General features: G+C 48.6%; 16 protein-coding genes, 1 CRISPR repeat array and 2 riboswitches. Of the genes, 10 read left to right on the forward strand and 6 right to left on the reverse strand.

Annotation, left to right across the window (positions count from 1 at the left end):
- Positions 1-375: 375 nt before the first annotated feature.
- The 3 genes from BZG81_RS05505 (at position 376) to BZG81_RS05515 (ending at position 3,012) form a co-directional block, all read left to right on the forward strand.
- Positions 376-699, forward strand: a complete 324-nt coding sequence (locus BZG81_RS05505; protein ID WP_077460598.1) for a type II toxin-antitoxin system RelE/ParE family toxin — start codon at positions 376-378, stop codon at positions 697-699.
- A complete protein-coding gene (locus tag BZG81_RS05510; RefSeq protein WP_077676923.1) occupies positions 692-976 on the forward strand; it encodes a helix-turn-helix domain-containing protein in 285 nt (94 codons plus the stop codon). Before BZG81_RS05505 ends, BZG81_RS05510 begins: the two co-directional genes overlap by 8 nt.
- A gap of 499 nt (positions 977-1,475) precedes the next feature.
- Positions 1,476-2,524: a CRISPR direct-repeat array (repeat unit 28 nt; unit sequence TTTCTAAGCTGCCTGTGCGGCAGTGAAC).
- A gap of 218 nt (positions 2,525-2,742) precedes the next feature.
- On the forward strand, positions 2,743-3,012 hold the full coding sequence (locus BZG81_RS05515) for a TIGR03643 family protein (protein WP_021023599.1): 270 nt from the start codon (positions 2,743-2,745) through the stop codon (positions 3,010-3,012).
- Positions 3,013-3,345: 333 nt separating this feature from the next.
- Here the strand turns inward: BZG81_RS05515 and BZG81_RS05520 are convergent, their stop codons facing one another.
- Both BZG81_RS05520 and BZG81_RS05525 read right to left on the reverse strand, forming a co-directional pair.
- The gene (locus tag BZG81_RS05520; protein WP_077676924.1) at positions 3,346-4,509 is read right to left on the reverse strand and encodes an amidase family protein; all 1,164 of its coding nucleotides are present in this window, start codon (positions 4,507-4,509) and stop codon (positions 3,346-3,348) included.
- 126 nt (positions 4,510-4,635) lie between these two features.
- Positions 4,636-5,805, reverse strand: coding sequence for a J domain-containing protein (locus BZG81_RS05525; RefSeq protein ID WP_077676925.1), 1,170 nt, complete (start codon positions 5,803-5,805; stop codon positions 4,636-4,638).
- 275 nt (positions 5,806-6,080) lie between these two features.
- Positions 6,081-6,168: riboswitch (glycine riboswitch) on the forward strand.
- A gap of 3 nt (positions 6,169-6,171) precedes the next feature.
- Positions 6,172-6,249: riboswitch (glycine riboswitch) on the forward strand.
- Positions 6,250-6,329: 80 nt separating this feature from the next.
- Between BZG81_RS05525 and BZG81_RS05530 the strand changes: the two genes are divergently transcribed.
- Positions 6,330-7,733: an alanine/glycine:cation symporter family protein gene (locus BZG81_RS05530; RefSeq protein ID WP_077676926.1), complete on the forward strand. Its 1,404-nt coding sequence runs from the start codon at positions 6,330-6,332 to the stop codon at positions 7,731-7,733.
- A gap of 80 nt (positions 7,734-7,813) precedes the next feature.
- Here the strand turns inward: BZG81_RS05530 and BZG81_RS05535 are convergent, their stop codons facing one another.
- Complete coding sequence (locus tag BZG81_RS05535) at positions 7,814-8,488, reverse strand: HAD family hydrolase (RefSeq protein ID WP_236719564.1); 675 nt, start codon at positions 8,486-8,488, stop codon at positions 7,814-7,816.
- A 307-nt stretch (positions 8,489-8,795) separates the two neighbouring features.
- On the opposite strand from BZG81_RS05535, the gene BZG81_RS05540 reads away from it, so the two are divergent.
- The 5 genes from BZG81_RS05540 (at position 8,796) to BZG81_RS05560 (ending at position 13,885) form a co-directional block, all read left to right on the forward strand.
- A complete protein-coding gene (locus BZG81_RS05540) occupies positions 8,796-9,380 on the forward strand; it encodes an FMN-dependent NADH-azoreductase (RefSeq protein WP_077660813.1) in 585 nt (194 codons plus the stop codon).
- Between the two features lie 168 nt (positions 9,381-9,548).
- Positions 9,549-10,970 carry an exodeoxyribonuclease I gene (sbcB, locus tag BZG81_RS05545; protein ID WP_025744587.1) on the forward strand — a complete coding sequence of 474 codons (1,422 nt, stop codon included), beginning with the start codon at positions 9,549-9,551 and terminating at the stop codon, positions 10,968-10,970.
- Positions 10,971-11,183: 213 nt separating this feature from the next.
- Positions 11,184-11,684 carry a hypothetical protein gene (locus BZG81_RS05550; protein ID WP_241827359.1) on the forward strand — a complete coding sequence of 167 codons (501 nt, stop codon included), beginning with the start codon at positions 11,184-11,186 and terminating at the stop codon, positions 11,682-11,684.
- Between the two features lie 309 nt (positions 11,685-11,993).
- Positions 11,994-12,890, forward strand: coding sequence for a cytidine deaminase (cdd, locus tag BZG81_RS05555; protein WP_077676927.1), 897 nt, complete (start codon positions 11,994-11,996; stop codon positions 12,888-12,890).
- 95 nt (positions 12,891-12,985) lie between these two features.
- Complete coding sequence (locus BZG81_RS05560; protein ID WP_174566346.1) at positions 12,986-13,885, forward strand: DMT family transporter; 900 nt, start codon at positions 12,986-12,988, stop codon at positions 13,883-13,885.
- Between the two features lie 44 nt (positions 13,886-13,929).
- Here the strand turns inward: BZG81_RS05560 and BZG81_RS05565 are convergent, their stop codons facing one another.
- Complete coding sequence (locus BZG81_RS05565) at positions 13,930-14,547, reverse strand: thiopurine S-methyltransferase (RefSeq protein ID WP_077660811.1); 618 nt, start codon at positions 14,545-14,547, stop codon at positions 13,930-13,932.
- Positions 14,548-14,745: 198 nt separating this feature from the next.
- On the opposite strand from BZG81_RS05565, the gene BZG81_RS05570 reads away from it, so the two are divergent.
- Positions 14,746-15,153, forward strand: coding sequence for a hypothetical protein (locus BZG81_RS05570; RefSeq protein ID WP_131825315.1), 408 nt, complete (start codon positions 14,746-14,748; stop codon positions 15,151-15,153).
- A gap of 8 nt (positions 15,154-15,161) precedes the next feature.
- Here BZG81_RS05570 and BZG81_RS05575 read toward each other — a convergent pair whose 3' ends face one another.
- Both BZG81_RS05575 and BZG81_RS05580 read right to left on the reverse strand, forming a co-directional pair.
- A complete protein-coding gene (locus BZG81_RS05575; protein ID WP_077676928.1) occupies positions 15,162-15,596 on the reverse strand; it encodes a hypothetical protein in 435 nt (144 codons plus the stop codon).
- A 276-nt stretch (positions 15,597-15,872) separates the two neighbouring features.
- The gene (locus BZG81_RS05580) at positions 15,873-16,238 is read right to left on the reverse strand and encodes a hypothetical protein (protein WP_021023613.1); all 366 of its coding nucleotides are present in this window, start codon (positions 16,236-16,238) and stop codon (positions 15,873-15,875) included.
- Positions 16,239-16,381: the final 143 nt, after the last annotated feature.

Consider the following 16,381-nt stretch of genomic DNA (forward strand, 5'->3'; position numbering starts at 1 on the left):
AAACCCAACGAGATCACTTTCCCTTTCTATGCCGCCTATACGTAACTCGGCATAAGCGCCAGCTCGATCGTACAAGCTTGGTGTGATTTGCGCCGCGCGCAGTGCAACTGGCGCCATCTGACATCGGAACCAACAATTAACCTCGATCGTGACAGGCGCCCGCTGGCAATGTGCACATATCCAACACCGTGCTGGGGCTTGTGTCATCGACGCTACCTGTGCGGCAGTAAACAAGAAAGATCGCAGTCTGCTGTCTGTATGATTGTTATGCGAATCAGATAACACTAATCGCCCAAGATTACTCGAGATTACTCGGTATGATGAGTGGATTTTGACCCACAGAAACTTATCATATATGATAACAAGAAGTAAAAGATGAACTGGAGCATCGTTTTTTACCAAGGCGTGGAGGAGAGCATTCTCAACATGCCTCCTAAGATTCAAGCGCGAATGCTCAAGCTGCTTGAACTAATAGAAAAACATGGCGCAAACTTGGGTCCTCCTCACACAAAATCAATAGGTAACGGCCTGTTTGAAGTTCGCGCCAAAGCAAAAGAAGGGATCGGACGAAGTCTATTCTGCTATTTAGACGGCCCCAACATCTATATCCTTCATGCATTTGTGAAGAAAAGTCAAAAGACACCAATGAAAGACTTAGCATTGGCAACAAGGCGTATGAAAGAGGTGAAAAGTGAATAGCTTACAAGCATTAAAAGCGAAAGCACTACAAAACCCAGACGTGAAACAAGCATACGATGAATTGGCGCCTGAGTTTGAATTGATCGATATGTTACTCAGCATGCGTAAGCAGGCCGGGCTAACTCAACAGCAGGTTGCAGAACGTATGGGGACGAAAGAAGGCAACATTTCTCGACTTGAAAAAGGGAAAGGTAATCCAACCCTTAAAACCCTGCTTAGCTATGCAAAAGCATGCAATTGCACGCTTAACTTTGGCTATAAACATGCGTCAAATTGACGTGTATGGTCATTGCTAGTCATACGCTTTTATTGACCTTGAACCATCCCCTACTCCCTCGATGCCACGACCCACTAACAATGAACTGACATCAAAAAAACAATTATTTTCAGTGTCTAAGCTGCCTATGCGTAGGTCGGCATAAGCGCTAACTCGATCGAACAAACTTGGTATCACTTACGCCGCGCGCAGTGCAACTGGCGCCATCCGACATCGGAGCCAACGATTAACATCGATCGTGACAGGCGCCCGTTGGCAATGTGCTCATATCCAACACCGTGCTGGGGCTTGTGTCACCTACGCCAATGGTATCATCGGGCCAAAAGTGGCTGTTCCGATAACCAATGTACGCCAATGGCACCACCGATGTTAAAGTTCGCGTAGGTCGGCATAAGCGCCAACTCGATCGTACAAGCTTGGTGTGATTTGCACCGCGCGCCATCCGACATTGAGGCCAACGATTAACCTCGATCGTGACAGACGGCCAGGTCGTTAATCTTTTCTAAGCTGCCTGTGCGGCAGTGAACGGTTGTCGACGTTATCTGCGCATCCCCTCGGCTTTCTAAGCTGCCTGTGCGGCAGTGAACCGTAGTTCGTCTTTGTCCATTGCTGGCTCCTTTTTCTAAGCTGCCTGTGCGGCAGTGAACTAACCCGCGCCCACGTGTGAGAAGTCTCTATCTTTCTAAGCTGCCTGTGCGGCAGTGAACCAGTCAGGCGCAAGCGGTCGATTTGTTCACTTTTTCTAAGCTGCCTGTGCGGCAGTGAACGATGACCGAGACCGTAAGTCACACACGGAGCATTTCTAAGCTGCCTGTGCGGCAGTGAACTTTCTCCGTCACCTTGTGGCTTTGGGTTATCATTTCTAAGCTGCCTGTGCGGCAGTGAACGCGATCGTCGAATCAGGCTATGCCGTGGATTTTTTCTAAGCTGCCTGTGCGGCAGTGAACTCCTGATTATGATGAATGCAAAAAACGTGCTATTTCTAAGCTGCCTGTGCGGCAGTGAACACTTCGCGATCACCAAATGGCCGTCCCTCGTTGTTTCTAAGCTGCCTGTGCGGCAGTGAACATTTACACTGGTCACGGTCACAAACCGCGCCATTTCTAAGCTGCCTGTGCGGCAGTGAACGGTGTTCTGCGCAAAGAGCGAGACTCTAAGCTTTTCTAAGCTGCCTGTGCGGCAGTGAACGTACTAGCTGCGGTTAACGCGCTTGATGGAGTTTTCTAAGCTGCCTGTGCGGCAGTGAACAGACTGCCGCCGTAGTAGTCGCCTATCTCGTATTTCTAAGCTGCCTGTGCGGCAGTGAACGCTTGCCTAGCTTGATAATCGCGGTGGTTACATTTCTAAGCTGCCTGTGCGGCAGTGAACCGCACCGGTTGCCATTTGTTGCAACCCGTCACTTTCTAAGCTGCCTGTGCGGCAGTGAACTAGAAAGCCTCGTGGTGATTTTACGTCTAAAGTTTCTAAGCTGCCTGTGCGGCAGTGAACCGTCTAACCCCGCGTGGCAATATTTTGGGTCATTTCTAAGCTGCCTGTGCGGCAGTGAACTATAGAATAACGAAATAATAGCCTGTGACAACAGGCCGTTAGGATAAAAATCGTTTTTTACCCTTATTAAAAACGCCCAGTCGTAACTGACTGTATTCGCTATTTATTTCTAAATATCCCAAAAACAAGGATAAAAGCATTGCTCAGTCTGAGGACTCACGCTGATCGGTCTTTCATGCTCGACGCGTACTGTTTGCCACTAGAGCAAGGAGACCGATATGGCATTGAACGAGCAACCGGGAGACATTGACCGGATCATTGAAATGGCGTGGGAAGATAGAACCCCCTTTGAGGCGATTGAGACGCTGTATGGCTTGCGTCAGGATGACGTCATCGCTTTGATGCGGCGCGAGTTAAAACCACGCAGCTTTAAGGTATGGCGTGAGCGGACGCGCGGGCGTAAAACCAAGCATCAGGCCCTACGGTCAGAGCACGTCTTACGTAGCCATTGCAAAACGCAATACAAAATAAAATCCGCTAAAAAGTGATAGGTTTAGCGATAGATCGTGTTTTGTGAATAACGTGGATGCGTTAATTGGGCGTCTCCGAAACGTTACGGGAAGGTGACAGCCAATTTGTCACTTTCTTATACCACGAGGCTTGCGTGCCAAAACTCATGAGTCACTAAGTTAACCTGTTAAATATCAGGTAGTTAAAAAGTTAAACACCGACTAATCCAACCAGTTATCCACAGTTTCTGTTGATAGTAAATGCACAACATAAAACTTATTTAAAACATATAAATCATGCGTTTATCGAGGTAAAAAGGTTTTTTATAGAAATTTCTTGACGAAGCTGAGGATAAGGAAGCAATCCATCCTTTAGTTTAACCATCGACGCGCAACTTCCATCAACAACTTATCTTTATAGGGATGAGCAAGTAACGTTATCCCATAGGGCACGTTATCGTGAGTGAATAAAGGCATTGTTAATTGTGGTAATCCACACACATCGGCTAACGCCATAAGGCGGCGCTGGGCGAGATTAAAGGTATCACTGGCGGGTTGGTCTGCATCACGGGGCAAAATCGCGCCTGGTGTTGAAGGCATAATCAATACCTTATCACTCGGCCACATGGCGGTAATGGTATCGCGAAGCTGCTTGCGCGTTTTCTTGGCCTGATAATGGGCTTTGTAATCCACTTCCCGCAGCCGTTCAAGGTAGCTTTGGGTTGAGGTAGGTAAGTCAAGTTCGGCGCTGTCTAGCCAAGCTTGATACATCAGTAAAAATTCTTGACTGGCAATCGCGACTTGGGTTTTCTCTACCCGAGTAAGCACTAATTTATTCATCGCTAAGGTGGTTTCTTGGGGAAGGTGAAGCTTGTCGAGGTGTTGGTAGACCTGCTTCATTGCTTCATCCGAGTAAAACAAGGCAAAAATTGGCTCAGCAATGACCACACCTTGAATATTGGTGACCGCGGTTGAGGGCTTTGCCACCAGCTCTTGAAACTGGCTTAAATGTCCGAGACTCGCACTGCACACGCCAATGTTATCAAAGGTATCAGCCATGGCGATTATCCCGGTAGTATCGACCAAACCAGGCGTGGGCCGATAGCCATAGAGGCCGCAATGCGCGGCGGGGATCCGCACGCCCCCGAACGCATCATTGCCTAAACCCAGATCCGCCAGTTTTTTCGCCACTGCGACTGCGATACCGGCATTGGCACCACCCACACGGTATTGACGATAGTGGGGGTTGCGAAGTTCGGCATAAAAAGGATTGAATCCGGTGATACTAAAGCCGAGCGGATCGATTTGCACCTGGCCGATCACACTGGCACCCTGCGCCATCATCGTTTTCACCACGCCCGCATCTTGGCTTGCGGCTGTGCGCGTTTCCGACCAAGCCGGAATGCCTATCCCGGACACACACGCTTCGAGCGATACCGAATGCGACACCGCTATCTTGTGGCGCCGAAATACGCCGCTTGCACTGTCTTGCCGCGGTGGCTCAAATTGGTGCGCGAACATCGCTTGATCGAGCATAGTGACTGGCCTCAAATAAGTGTTATTGCTTACTGATCAGTGTAATACATTCAGGCGATACTGAGTTGAAATTCCTTCTATCTGACGGTTGCCATCTTTAACCGAGAACACTCGCGGTAACGCTGCCTACTCACGGTTCACCGCAGTAAGATCCGATGTTTGTCGGCACGATTGTTCAAACGCCCTTAACTTCGGGGTCAGATCAGCACTCACAAAGGTGTCATCGAATATTTGTACCTTACGTGCTAATTGCCAACTATCGGTAGATGCCCCTTGGCCATAAGGAATCGCATACACATGAAAATGCTGCCGCTGTGCGACGTAATCGAGATTAGGTGGCACGCGCAACGGTTGATAACTGCGGTTCAAATAGATGTAAAAATCGCCCACGCAATTTGCCACGATGTATGAGCCTTGTTGACTACGCAGCGCGAGATACGGCTGGGCGATATCAGTATATTGATTGATATGCCATTTTTCTGCCGTCGGGTTGAGTTCAATCATCGGCGCGGCCGGTAAACTCGGTGGCGGTGCTGCGGGCGACTGAGTGGCGGCAACAGTATCAACCGGCTCAGAGGCTGGTGGCTTGGGATTAATGATACGTACACGTTGCGCGGTATCAGGCTGGCTGTCACCGATAAGTGGAGCAAGCCACCGTTGCCATTGCCCAAAAGGCACCATTACCAGCGCAATGGCGCACCACGAGGCCAATACCCAACGCCAAGCCAGCCCAGGTTTAGCCGGTTTTAAAGTGACTGGAGTGGCTTTATGCGTTAGCTCCGTTTCTAGCTGTTCCACGCGCGCTAACGCATCTTTAAGCTCACGGTTGCGTTGTGTGGCCTCTTTTTTTTCTTTGTCGTGCTCACGTGTCAGGCGCGCATGTTGTCCGTCTAATGATTGGTGCTGACGCTCAAGTTTTTGGTACTGCTCTCGCCACTGGCGGTTATCAAACTCAAGTTTGGCAATTTTAGCCGTGAGGTGTGCCGGTATTTGTTGGCCGGCCTGACGAGATTTGAGGGTGCGATTTTCTTGCTGCAACACCGCTAACTCTTTTTGCAGGCGTGCAATCTGGCTACGTAACGCCGCCTGACTTCCCTCGTTTTGCGTTTGCCCTAAAGCGCTATCGTCACCCTTCCCTGATTTAACGGCCTGGTATGCTTCACTGACCAGCTGCATCAACCCAGTGCTGCCACCTTTATCCGGATGCACACGGCTAGAAAGTCGCTTATAGCGTTGTTTAACCTGCGCGGCCGTTTCGCCGGCATTCACGCCTAAAAGTTCGTTCCAAGTGGTCATGCTAGGGCTCGTTGAGTCAGTGGTTACCGATTAATGGTAATAATAATATCGGCCAATGTCTTATAACATTGAGCCACCTCGTTTAAAAACGGGCGTTAATAAGTGCAAGAAACACTCAGGCAACTGACACATATCACGCGGCATCTATAGCCAGTAGAACCTTCTATAAAGCGATAATTTTTACCTTTTCAGAAGAACAATGCCCTGTTCACTTAATTTTGCATTGCATTCATATTTCTGTGATCTATCATACTTTCCGTCATAACGACGTTCCGATGAAGACAGCAGGAGAGAGATGGCAAATGCCATCCGCCGAAGAAGTAAATCTTTCAGGCACTTAATTGTATGGACTGCTGTTGGAGGAAACTCTGGAGAGACCCGTTAATTCGGGCGCCGAAGGAGCAAGCTTGTTTTCAAGTGAAACTCTCAGGCAAAAGGACAGAGGAGATACCCACCCCAATATGTAGCACTTTTGTTAATATTAGTGTGGTCTATCTTCTCCTTTGATGTTTAAAGGGGGATTAATGCCATTTTTTTCACAACTACCCGATATACCCGCGCTTCTCGCCACCGTTGACGGCTGGATTTGGGGCCCACCGCTTTTATTGTTATTAACCGGTACCGGGCTCTTTTTTACCGTTCGCTTGGGCTTGCTCCAATTCCGCCGTTTGCCCTTTGCGCTCAAGCAAATATTTAAACCTTCTGATGCCACCAGCCAAGGCGATGTCTCTGGTTTTGCCGCGCTATGTACCGCATTATCTGCCACCATTGGTACCGGTAATATTATCGGGGTTGCCACAGCCATTTCGTTAGGGGGCCCAGGCGCACTATTTTGGATGTGGTTAGCCGCTTTTTTAGGGATGGCGACCAAATACGCTGAGTGTTTACTGGCGGTGAAATACCGCGAAACCGATCATAAAGGTAATATGCTTGGCGGGCCGATGATGTACCTATCCAAAGGCGCCGGCAAGCCGATATTAGCCAAATTATTTGCCTTATTCGGCATCGGCGTGGCTTGTTTTGGCATTGGCACTTTCCCACAGGTGAACGCCATTAATAGCGCCGCGACCCATTTGTTTAATATTCCCACCGTTGCCGTCGCTGCTATCCTTACGGTGCTAGTGGCGTTAGTGACTATCGGGGGCGTTAAATCTATCTCGGCCGTCGCCGCCAAAATCGTTCCTGTGATGGCCGTATTATACGTCGCTGCCTGCTTGTGGGTACTCGGCGCCAATATATCCCAATTACCCCATGCGGTTGGCCTGGTGTTTGAGTCCGCGTTTAACGGCATGGCAGCCACCGGCGGCTTTGCTGGGGCAGGTATGATGCTCGCCATTCAATCAGGGATTGCCCGTGGTGTGTTCTCTAACGAGTCTGGCCTAGGGAGTGCCCCCATTGCCGCGGCGGCCGCTAAAACCGACTCTTGCGTTGAGCAAGGGTTGGTATCAATGACAGGCACCTTTATCGATACCTTGGTGATTTGTACCATGACAGGGTTAACGTTAATTTTAACGCAATCATGGTCAGGCGAATTAGCGGGAGCAGCAATGACATCGCATGCCTTTGCCGTGGGCATGGAGAGCAGCATTGGCCCTATGTTAGTAAATATCGGCCTACTCTTTTTCGCCTTCACGACGATTTTAGGCTGGCACTACTATGGCGAGCGCTGCGTCGCGTACTTGTTTGGCAAAAAAGCGATTTATATCTATAAACTATTCTTTATCGGCTTGATTGCATCCGGTGCCTTTATTCAACTGAATACGATCTGGATTCTTGCCGATATTGTTAATGGCTTAATGGCGGTCCCCAACCTCATCGGTTTGTTACTGCTGCGTAAAGTCGTGATTGAAGAGACCCAAGCGTATTTTTCGTCACAAGACAGTGACCAGGCCAGCGAGATAGCGCAACCCTGTTCACAATCATCATGATCGCGTGCCAGTTACTTTGTACAAAAAAAGCCGGTTCATAGACTGAACCGGCTTGTTGTGCATATGTGGGGCGAGGGGGATTAAGCGTATTGACGCTCAGCTTCCTCAATCCCTAACTTACCAAGAATTGCTTGAGGATTGATAAAGTGATTCACCCGCACCTCGTGCTCTACCTTGTCACCCACCGCGACGAATTCATAGTTCAGTGATTGCGTGGCTTGCTTATCCCATACACCATCACCGAAATAGATTCGACGATCAAAATACACACCGTAATCTTGTTTGGCTCGAAATGCCGCCAACGCCATGACTTCACTCCGACTCATGGCATCGGAGCAAGATGAAAATACAATGCCGTCGATATTAAAACCTGCCGCTTTTAACTTCATCCGTGCGGTTTCTTCCCACCCGCCGGTGGCAATGGCTAATTCAACCGAGGGCACATGGCGCATGTGTTCTACAAATTCCACCGCGCCGGGAATTGGCGCTAAGCCTTTCTCTGCAATCCTAACCGCCAATTTTTGCCTAAACACCCGTTTGATCTCTCTAAACAGCCTGATCTTGTCATGGTTGAGTCCATGGGTGTCGATTAACTCTTCGATGATCCCCGCATCGGTCACATTGGTGTAGCTTCCCCAATTATCTGGAACCGCTAAACCTGTGACTTCATCAATCGCCTGGCTGAAACACTCGTGGTCCATTTGGCAGCTGTCTACCAACGTACCGTCCACGTCTAACATAAATAAGTTTTTCACGCACATTTCCTCAAATCCCGTTGTGTCCCACAAGTGGCCGACTTGTGATTTGATCGGGCGCTTTGCCGTTCTTGATCTTCGTTTTTTGTCAACACAACGAGCATTATAACATTATTTTTACATTCTGAACGACTATCGGGCGACATCATACGCCCCTATTCACTCAGCGCAACGCTACCGTGAGAAATAACCGGGCCCAACAAAAATTTTGAACAAGTTTAACGAATTTATACGCTGGTTTTACCGTGTCGTTTCTCTACACTCTAACGTGTGCTGAATCACGCCAACCCATTTTAAGGAGAAATATATGAAAGCGCTGGTCTTAAAATCAAGCATTCTCGGCCCCTACTCTAGCTCAAACGCAGTCATTGACAGTGTAGTGGATTCCCTGTCTCCAGAGACGCTGATTGAGCGCGATCTGGCGGCGACTCCTTTGCCTACGCTAACAGGAAATAACGTCGGTGGTTTGCGTGGCGCAGACGAGCTCACTGAGCCGCAACAACAGGTGCAACAAGCATCGGACCAACTGATTGAAGAAATACAACAAAGCGATACTCTAGTGATCGCGGCACCTATGTATAACTTTACCATCCCCGTGCAGCTAAAAGCATGGATTGATCTGGTTGCCCGTGCAGGGGTAACGTTCCGCTATACCGAAAACGGGCCTGAAGGCCTGCTAACCGGTAAGCGCGCCATTGTGGTCACCACACGAGGGGGGATGCATAAAGGAGGAGACACGGATCATGTCACCGGATATATGCAAACGGTGCTTGGCTTTATTGGGATCACAGATGTTGAGTTTGTCTATGCAGAAGGCCTCGCTATGGGCGAAGAAAGCGCGACAAAAGCCATCGACGAGGCGAAGCAAACACTGAAGCGCCTTGCCTCTTAATGCATCTTTGTTTGTAAATGATTGATCAGAGCCTGCCTCGTTGCAGGCTTTGATGCATTTGATCTTACCACCGACAGGATTGGTGATACGTCTTGCCAGTGTTACCATGAGCACTTATCGCAGGGTATTGACTCTGCTTTCTTTTGTTTGATCAAATTGGATTCGATTGTGACAGACGCGGACCAGCCAACCTTTTTTATTTACGACTTTGAGACGTTCGGTACCCATCCGGGTAAAGACAGGCCTTGCCAATTTGCTGGCGTTCGCACCGACAGTGATTTTAATATTATTGGCGAGCCTCTGGTGCTATTTTGTCAGCCCCCCAATGATTACTTGCCGGCCCCAGAAGCTTGTTTGGTCACAGGCATTACCCCGCAACTCGCACTGAAAAAAGGGCTGCCCGAACCCGAGTTTATTGCCCAAATCCATGCGGCCCTGTCTCAACCGAACACCTGTGTAATTGGCTATAACAATGTTCGGTTTGATGACGAAGTGACACGTTATACCTTATATCGTAACTTTTTTGACCCATATGGGTGGAGCTGGCAAAACGGAAACTCGCGCTGGGATTTACTCGATGTGATGCGCGCCTGTTACGCGTTGCGGCCGGAAGGGATTGAATGGCCACATGACGAAAACGGTAAGCCCAGTTTTAAGTTAGAAAACTTGTCCGTCGCCAATGGCATTGAACACAGTGATGCGCATGACGCCATGGCGGATGTGCACGCGACCATTGAGTTAGCGAAAAAAGTGAAAGCCGCGCAACCCCGGTTGTTTGATTACCTTCTCACTCACCGCCATAAGAATAAAATTAAGCACCTGATTGACGTGGTCAACATGACACCACTGGTACATGTCTCAGGTATGTTTGGCACCGAGCGAGGCAACACCAGTTGGGTTGTGCCAGTGGCATGGCATCCTGACAACCCCAATGCCGTGATCACTGTTGATCTTGCCCGCGATCCCTCACCTTTATTCGCCCTCGATGCCGATGCCCTCCGTGAGCGTTTATATACTCCTCGGCAAGCATTGAGTGACGACCAATTGCCGGCACCATTAAAGCTTATCCATATCAATAAATGCCCGGTCTTAGCCGATGCCAAAGTACTTCGTCCTGACGATGCCGCACGTCTTGGCGTGGATAGAGAAGCATGTCTTCAACATCTTAAAGCACTAAAGGCGGCGCCCGAAATCCGAGAGAAGCTGGTGGCTGTCTTCGCGCAATCCAAGCCCTTTGACAATCAAGATGTTGATAACGCACTGTATGCTGGCTTTTTTTCAAAAAGTGATCGCAGCGCGATGGACATTATCCGCGCGCAAGATCCAGAAAACCTTGCCGGGATTGACTTGAGTGTCGACGATTGGCGCATCAAACCTCTGTTGTTTCGTTATCGTGCCCGCAACTATCCGTGGACACTTACTGACGATGAACAAAAACAATGGTTTATGCACCGCCGCGATTATTTTGAAACACACCTTCCCACGTACATGGACAACCTACAACAACTGGCGGATCATCATCAGGCGGATGAGCACAAGGTCCGTATCTTGAAAGCGGTCTACCATTACGTCGAATCATTAGTCGGTTAGCCTCGATAGACGATGTCGTGTTTTTCGATAGGTTCAACAACCGTTATGACGCCATAGCGGTTGTGCTTTTTTTAATCTATTGTTATTCCTTATAAAATCAGAAAATTCAACATTATGCCTGCATAACTAGACCCAAAAAAGACATGCTAACGAGTTGCAGTTCTGTGATTTAAGTCCACACTTTTATAAAAGCTGTCGTTTGGAGTGGGCTTGATGATGACAACAAAAGTAAATACACGCTGTTACCGTTTTCCTGAAGTAGATTTTGAGCCAGAGAGTCGCACACTGTATTGGACGGATCAGGCAATCACGGTTTTGTCGTATGAAGAATCACGAATGCTCGAAATGCTTTGTTATTACGCAGGCGAGGTGTTGTCAAGTCGCACCTTGTTTAAACAAGTCGCATTACCCGACAGTTCTTTTGCACAACACCAAAGTGTGGTCACTTCGCTCATGGCTAAGTCTTACCGCAACGGTAAAAAGTGCTTCCCCTTTGACGTGGTTGGCGAGTTTGGTTTTCGTGTTGCTTTACCCCAACAAACCTTTGCGCAACGGCCAACCACACCGGCGGAAAATCAACCTGATCTCACCCCACCTCCGGCAACGCAATCATCGGCATTAGGGGATCCCTCTTTTAGCATTACAAAACCGCTTATTGTGTTGATTGCGACCGCGAGCCTCATTATTGGCATTACTGCGTTATTAACGCAGTAGCTGTTCGTCGACGCGAAATCCGAGTACTTTCGAGCTCACACTCACACTATTCGCGTTGTGAGCTCAGATCGTTGATGTTTTATCTGACTTTGTCTTATCTCTAATGATCGTGGATCCGGTGACCTTCGCGCTGGCAACATTGGCTTTTGCAGCGTTAGCGTTGGCAAAATTAGAAGGCGAAAAAACATTGATGTCACTCTAACTTTCAGCAACGAAATCAGTTTTGCATATTATGCGTGACTTTTATCACATAATTATCAGGAGTGCTTCCCTACACTGAGCCTCCGTTAATGACTAAGAAGTGATGCTATGCGAACTGCACTAACCGATGCACTGACACAATTGCCCGACGCATTACAACGCGTTGTCTCTGATTGGATAACTGACACACACTTTGGTGCGACATTTTCACCAGAGCAAGTGGCGCAAATGGAAGCCGAAAGTGGCCTATCTGGCGCCGCATTGCGTCTTACTCTATTGCCAATAGCGGCGGCTTATGCGGTGACTCCGATATCAACGTTTAACGTTGGCGCCATCGTTCGTGGCGAAGATGGCACCCTATACTTGGGAGCCAATATTGAGTTCACAGGGGTGCAACTAGGCCAAACCATTCACGCCGAGCAATGCGCGATTGCCCATGCGTGGACCAAAGGGGCAACTCGCTTAACCGATATCACGATCAACTACAGCCCATGTGGTCATTGCCGTCAGTTTATGAATGAGCTAAACGGTGCAGAGTCACTCACCATTCAGCTACCAAAAACGGATCCCAAACCGTTACATGCGTATTTACCTGATTCTTTTGGTCCTGCCGATTTAGGGGTTGAATCACGTTTATTAACTGACGCGCCACACCCGTTACCCACAGACGATATTGATATTCCACTACTCAAAGCTGCCGCCGATGCAGCGAACCGAAGTCATGCACCGTATTCGGGTAACTACAGCGGCGTGGCCGTTGAAACATCTGATGGGGCGGTTTTCTCTGGGATGTATGCCGAAAATGCAGCGTTTAACCCGAGTTTACCCCCGCTTCAAGTGGCGCTCATTGCGACCAATATGGCCGGCTATCACTGGGACGACATTCGGTCGGTGGCGCTGGCCGAGATGACAAACAGTACGGTGAGCCATCTGACCGATACCCAAGCCACATTGGACGCGATGGATCCTGATATTCCTTTCGTCTATTCGACCCTTTCAACTTAACCACATGATACGCTTGGCCTCAGCGGGGATTTCTGATCGCTCTGAGGCCTAATTTGCGCTACTATCCGTACGTCTTTTTTCGGATTGTCACGGTAATGAAACAAGTTCATCATCCCCTCCAAGGCGCGGCCTGGATGCTCACTGCAGGCTTATGCTTCGCATTAGTCAACAGCCTTTCTCAATATGTTAGCTTCAAGTTGGGCTTGCCTTCGACGACCGTTGCTTTTATTCAATATGCCATTGCCTTAGTGGCCATGATCCCCTGGTTAAAGCAACTGGGGATTCGCCAATCTTTAAAAACCCAGCACCTTGGGCAACATTGTTTGCGGGTGTTTATTTCTGTTATTGGGATCCAACTTTGGCTATGGGCGCTCGCTTATCCGGTTCCCATTTGGCAAGGCATAGCCCTACTAATGACATCACCGCTGTTTGCAACCATAGGATCGGGGCTATTTCTTCGTGAACGGGTTGGTATTGCACGTAGCTTGGCCACACTTGCGGGGTTTTGTGGCGCGATGATTATCCTAGAACCTTGGTCAAATGGTTTTACATGGGCAACGTTACTGCCGATAGGCGCCGCTTTCTTTTGGGCGACCTATTCATTAATGGTGAAACGGTTATCAGCCTACGATCCACCGACCACGATGGTCGTTTACCTCCTTTTGTTGATCACCCCATTTAATCTACTCTTGGCCGTGCCTGACTGGACACTGCCGTCATCTGCAATGGCATGGTGGATGCTGTTCGGTGCTGGAATGCTCACCGCACTCGCACAGTGGGCAATAGCCAAAGCCTATGCCGCGTCAGATGCCTCGTTTGTTCAGCCGTTTGATCACGCTAAACTGCCGCTGAACGTCCTCTTTGGTTGGCTGGTATTCAGCTGGGTTCCACCTGGTCGGCTATGGCTCGGCGCAGGAATTATTATCGCAGCCGTTTTCTTTATTACCCACTGGGAATCACGACAGTCTAATCAACCTCGAGTCAAAACCGTCTAGCGCAAAACGGCGCTATCCGAGCATGGCTCTATCAAACCCGAGCACTAAGCGTTGGCTTTTATCAACCAGACTTGCTCACCTCGGTCACCCTCTGGCTCGGTTTGCGTCTCTAACAACCTAATATCGAGCCCTGAAAACGCCTCTTCCACTATTGACGTATCGATGGAAAACGGCGGATTATCATCGGCCTGCGGATAAAACAAGGTGATCAGTAATAGGCGGCCTCCCGGCGCTAAAAGATCACGCACACGATGCACATACTGATCCCGCATCGACGGTGGCATCGCCACCAAAGCGGCACGATCGTAGATCAGCGAAGTCGGGCTCAAACGTGCAGTAAAAAAGTCACCACTGATCAACTCCAACTCATCGAAACAATAATGTGTATGACCCGACGGCGCACGGTGAACTTGCGGGGTATACAGGTTTTCTGAAAAAAAGGCCCGTACCGCGATATCACTCAGTTCTACACCAATCACATGTTCGTGTTTTTCCGCAAGCCAGTTTAAATCGATGGATTTGCCACACAAAGGCACCAGTACTGTCTCATCGGGCATTGGACAAAGTGTTGACCAGTAACGCATAAGCATTGGGTGCACACTGTCCCGATGAAACCCTATTTGATTTTCAGCCCAACGCTGATGCCAAAATTCTTGTTCCATGGTTTCTCCGAGAAGATGAAAAGCGGCCAGTTTAGCAAGTTATTAAATCAATCTCATTAGCAATTGCTTAAAAACGGGTGGAAATTGTTCACGATCTTGATCACAAATTAGTCAACGAGTAACTTGCGAGGCAGTCCACAAACAAGTACTGTTTATACATACAGTAATGATCATATATACAGGTGCTTTATGTACGCGATGTCTAATGAGTCAAATCAAGCAACGACGCAAACGTCAGTACAGATGCGTGACGGAAGCTATTATTCTTCTGCGTTGAACGCACAGACACCCATCAATGCCCATTGGCTGTCGATGTTACAGGCGTTAGCATTCAAAGCACGACAGCAAAAGTGGATCACGATCATTAATCCACCCCGCTCATTGAACGCCGAGCAGCTTAGTCATTGGGGAATTAATACCAATCAGGTCAGGATGATTTATCGTCGGCATGGGTTTGACGATGAAGCACTGATTGACGCCGCAATGGCCGCAGATACGTCATGTGCGATCATTGCGTTTACACCCACATTGACACGTTTAACCTGTTACGAACACAATCAGCAGTGGATTGCACGCGTCGATCCAACATTGGCACAACGTCATTAGTACGCGCCTCAGTGCAGGCAAGTATCCGCGTCAGAGATGAAAGTAAATCTAACCCACTCGCGGTTTTCATTACTGTATTCAAGCTGTGCGCCTGTTTGGTGGCTTATCGACTCCATTTGCCGATACTCTAAAGCATAAGGCATCAATACAGTGAGTTCTTTAATTCCTTGCGCACGAGCCAAACCGGCCAGTTGAACCAAATTAGATGTATCGGTATGACGCACTGACATCACACGCGCAGCGTCTTGCTGTAGGCGCTCTTGAGCGGTTAGTGGTGATTGATCGCCACCCGCTTGATACTCAAGCACAGTATTAAACATGGGCAACAAGCTTCGAAAAATATCGAAAAAAGTCCAATTGGGCTGCTGACTTTCACACAAAAAATGCGTGTAATCGAAAACAACCTCTGTGGGTGTTTTCAGCTGGGTTGACAGCGCATCCATGGCTTACCTCCAGACTAAAACCTAAGCGGATACACCCACTATAAGCAGTTTTAAACAGATGTCTGGAAGATTATACAGTATTTTGCACTCGATCATGCTTTATACACGTAACACGATTATTTCGAAAAGCTTTTTTAACACAAAGAAAACAAATAGTTGAAAAGAAACCGATTTTCTTAGCATGTGCAAAATGAAGTAACTGAGAGGCGGTGTTATCGAACACCCGCTTAAGTACAAAGACAAATCATACGACTTAAGCGGATGAGCAAACACTGATCAAGATGCTTTGTAAATCACCTTGTTGGCGGCCATTTGAACACGCTCGACTGCGCCCTCTTCGGTCAATTTTTTCAACGCACCTGTCGCCCAAGAAGCGGCTTTACTGTCTTCTTGTCCTGCAGCCAGACCAATGCCTTTCGGGTTGATCCCTTCAGGATTGGCTTTAACGATGTCTAATACTTGCTGCTGCTTAGGGGTGAATGACGAAACGGTATCCACAACGGGCGCTTTTGCTGCAGAGTCTACCGCCGGTTTAGCCGCTACCGCGGGTTTCGCTTTTACGGGACGTTGACGCGCTGGCGACGATGCCTTAACACGCTTGTTGAGTTTACCTTGTACTTTACGTTTGTGAGAAATTTTCATTCAATCATCCTACTCAGACGCACTACGTTCAGGCTCGCTGAAAGCAGCGGGTGAAAAACAAAGCGCGTGTTATACCAAATTTCAGCTCACTTTTGTAGGTAAGCGTCCCTTAGTCGGTGCAAAGTTCGTGACATTCAGCGACA

The sequence above is a fragment of the Salinivibrio sp. MA607 genome (assembly GCF_001996245.1).
GTDB lineage: Bacteria > Pseudomonadota > Gammaproteobacteria > Enterobacterales > Vibrionaceae > Salinivibrio > Salinivibrio costicola.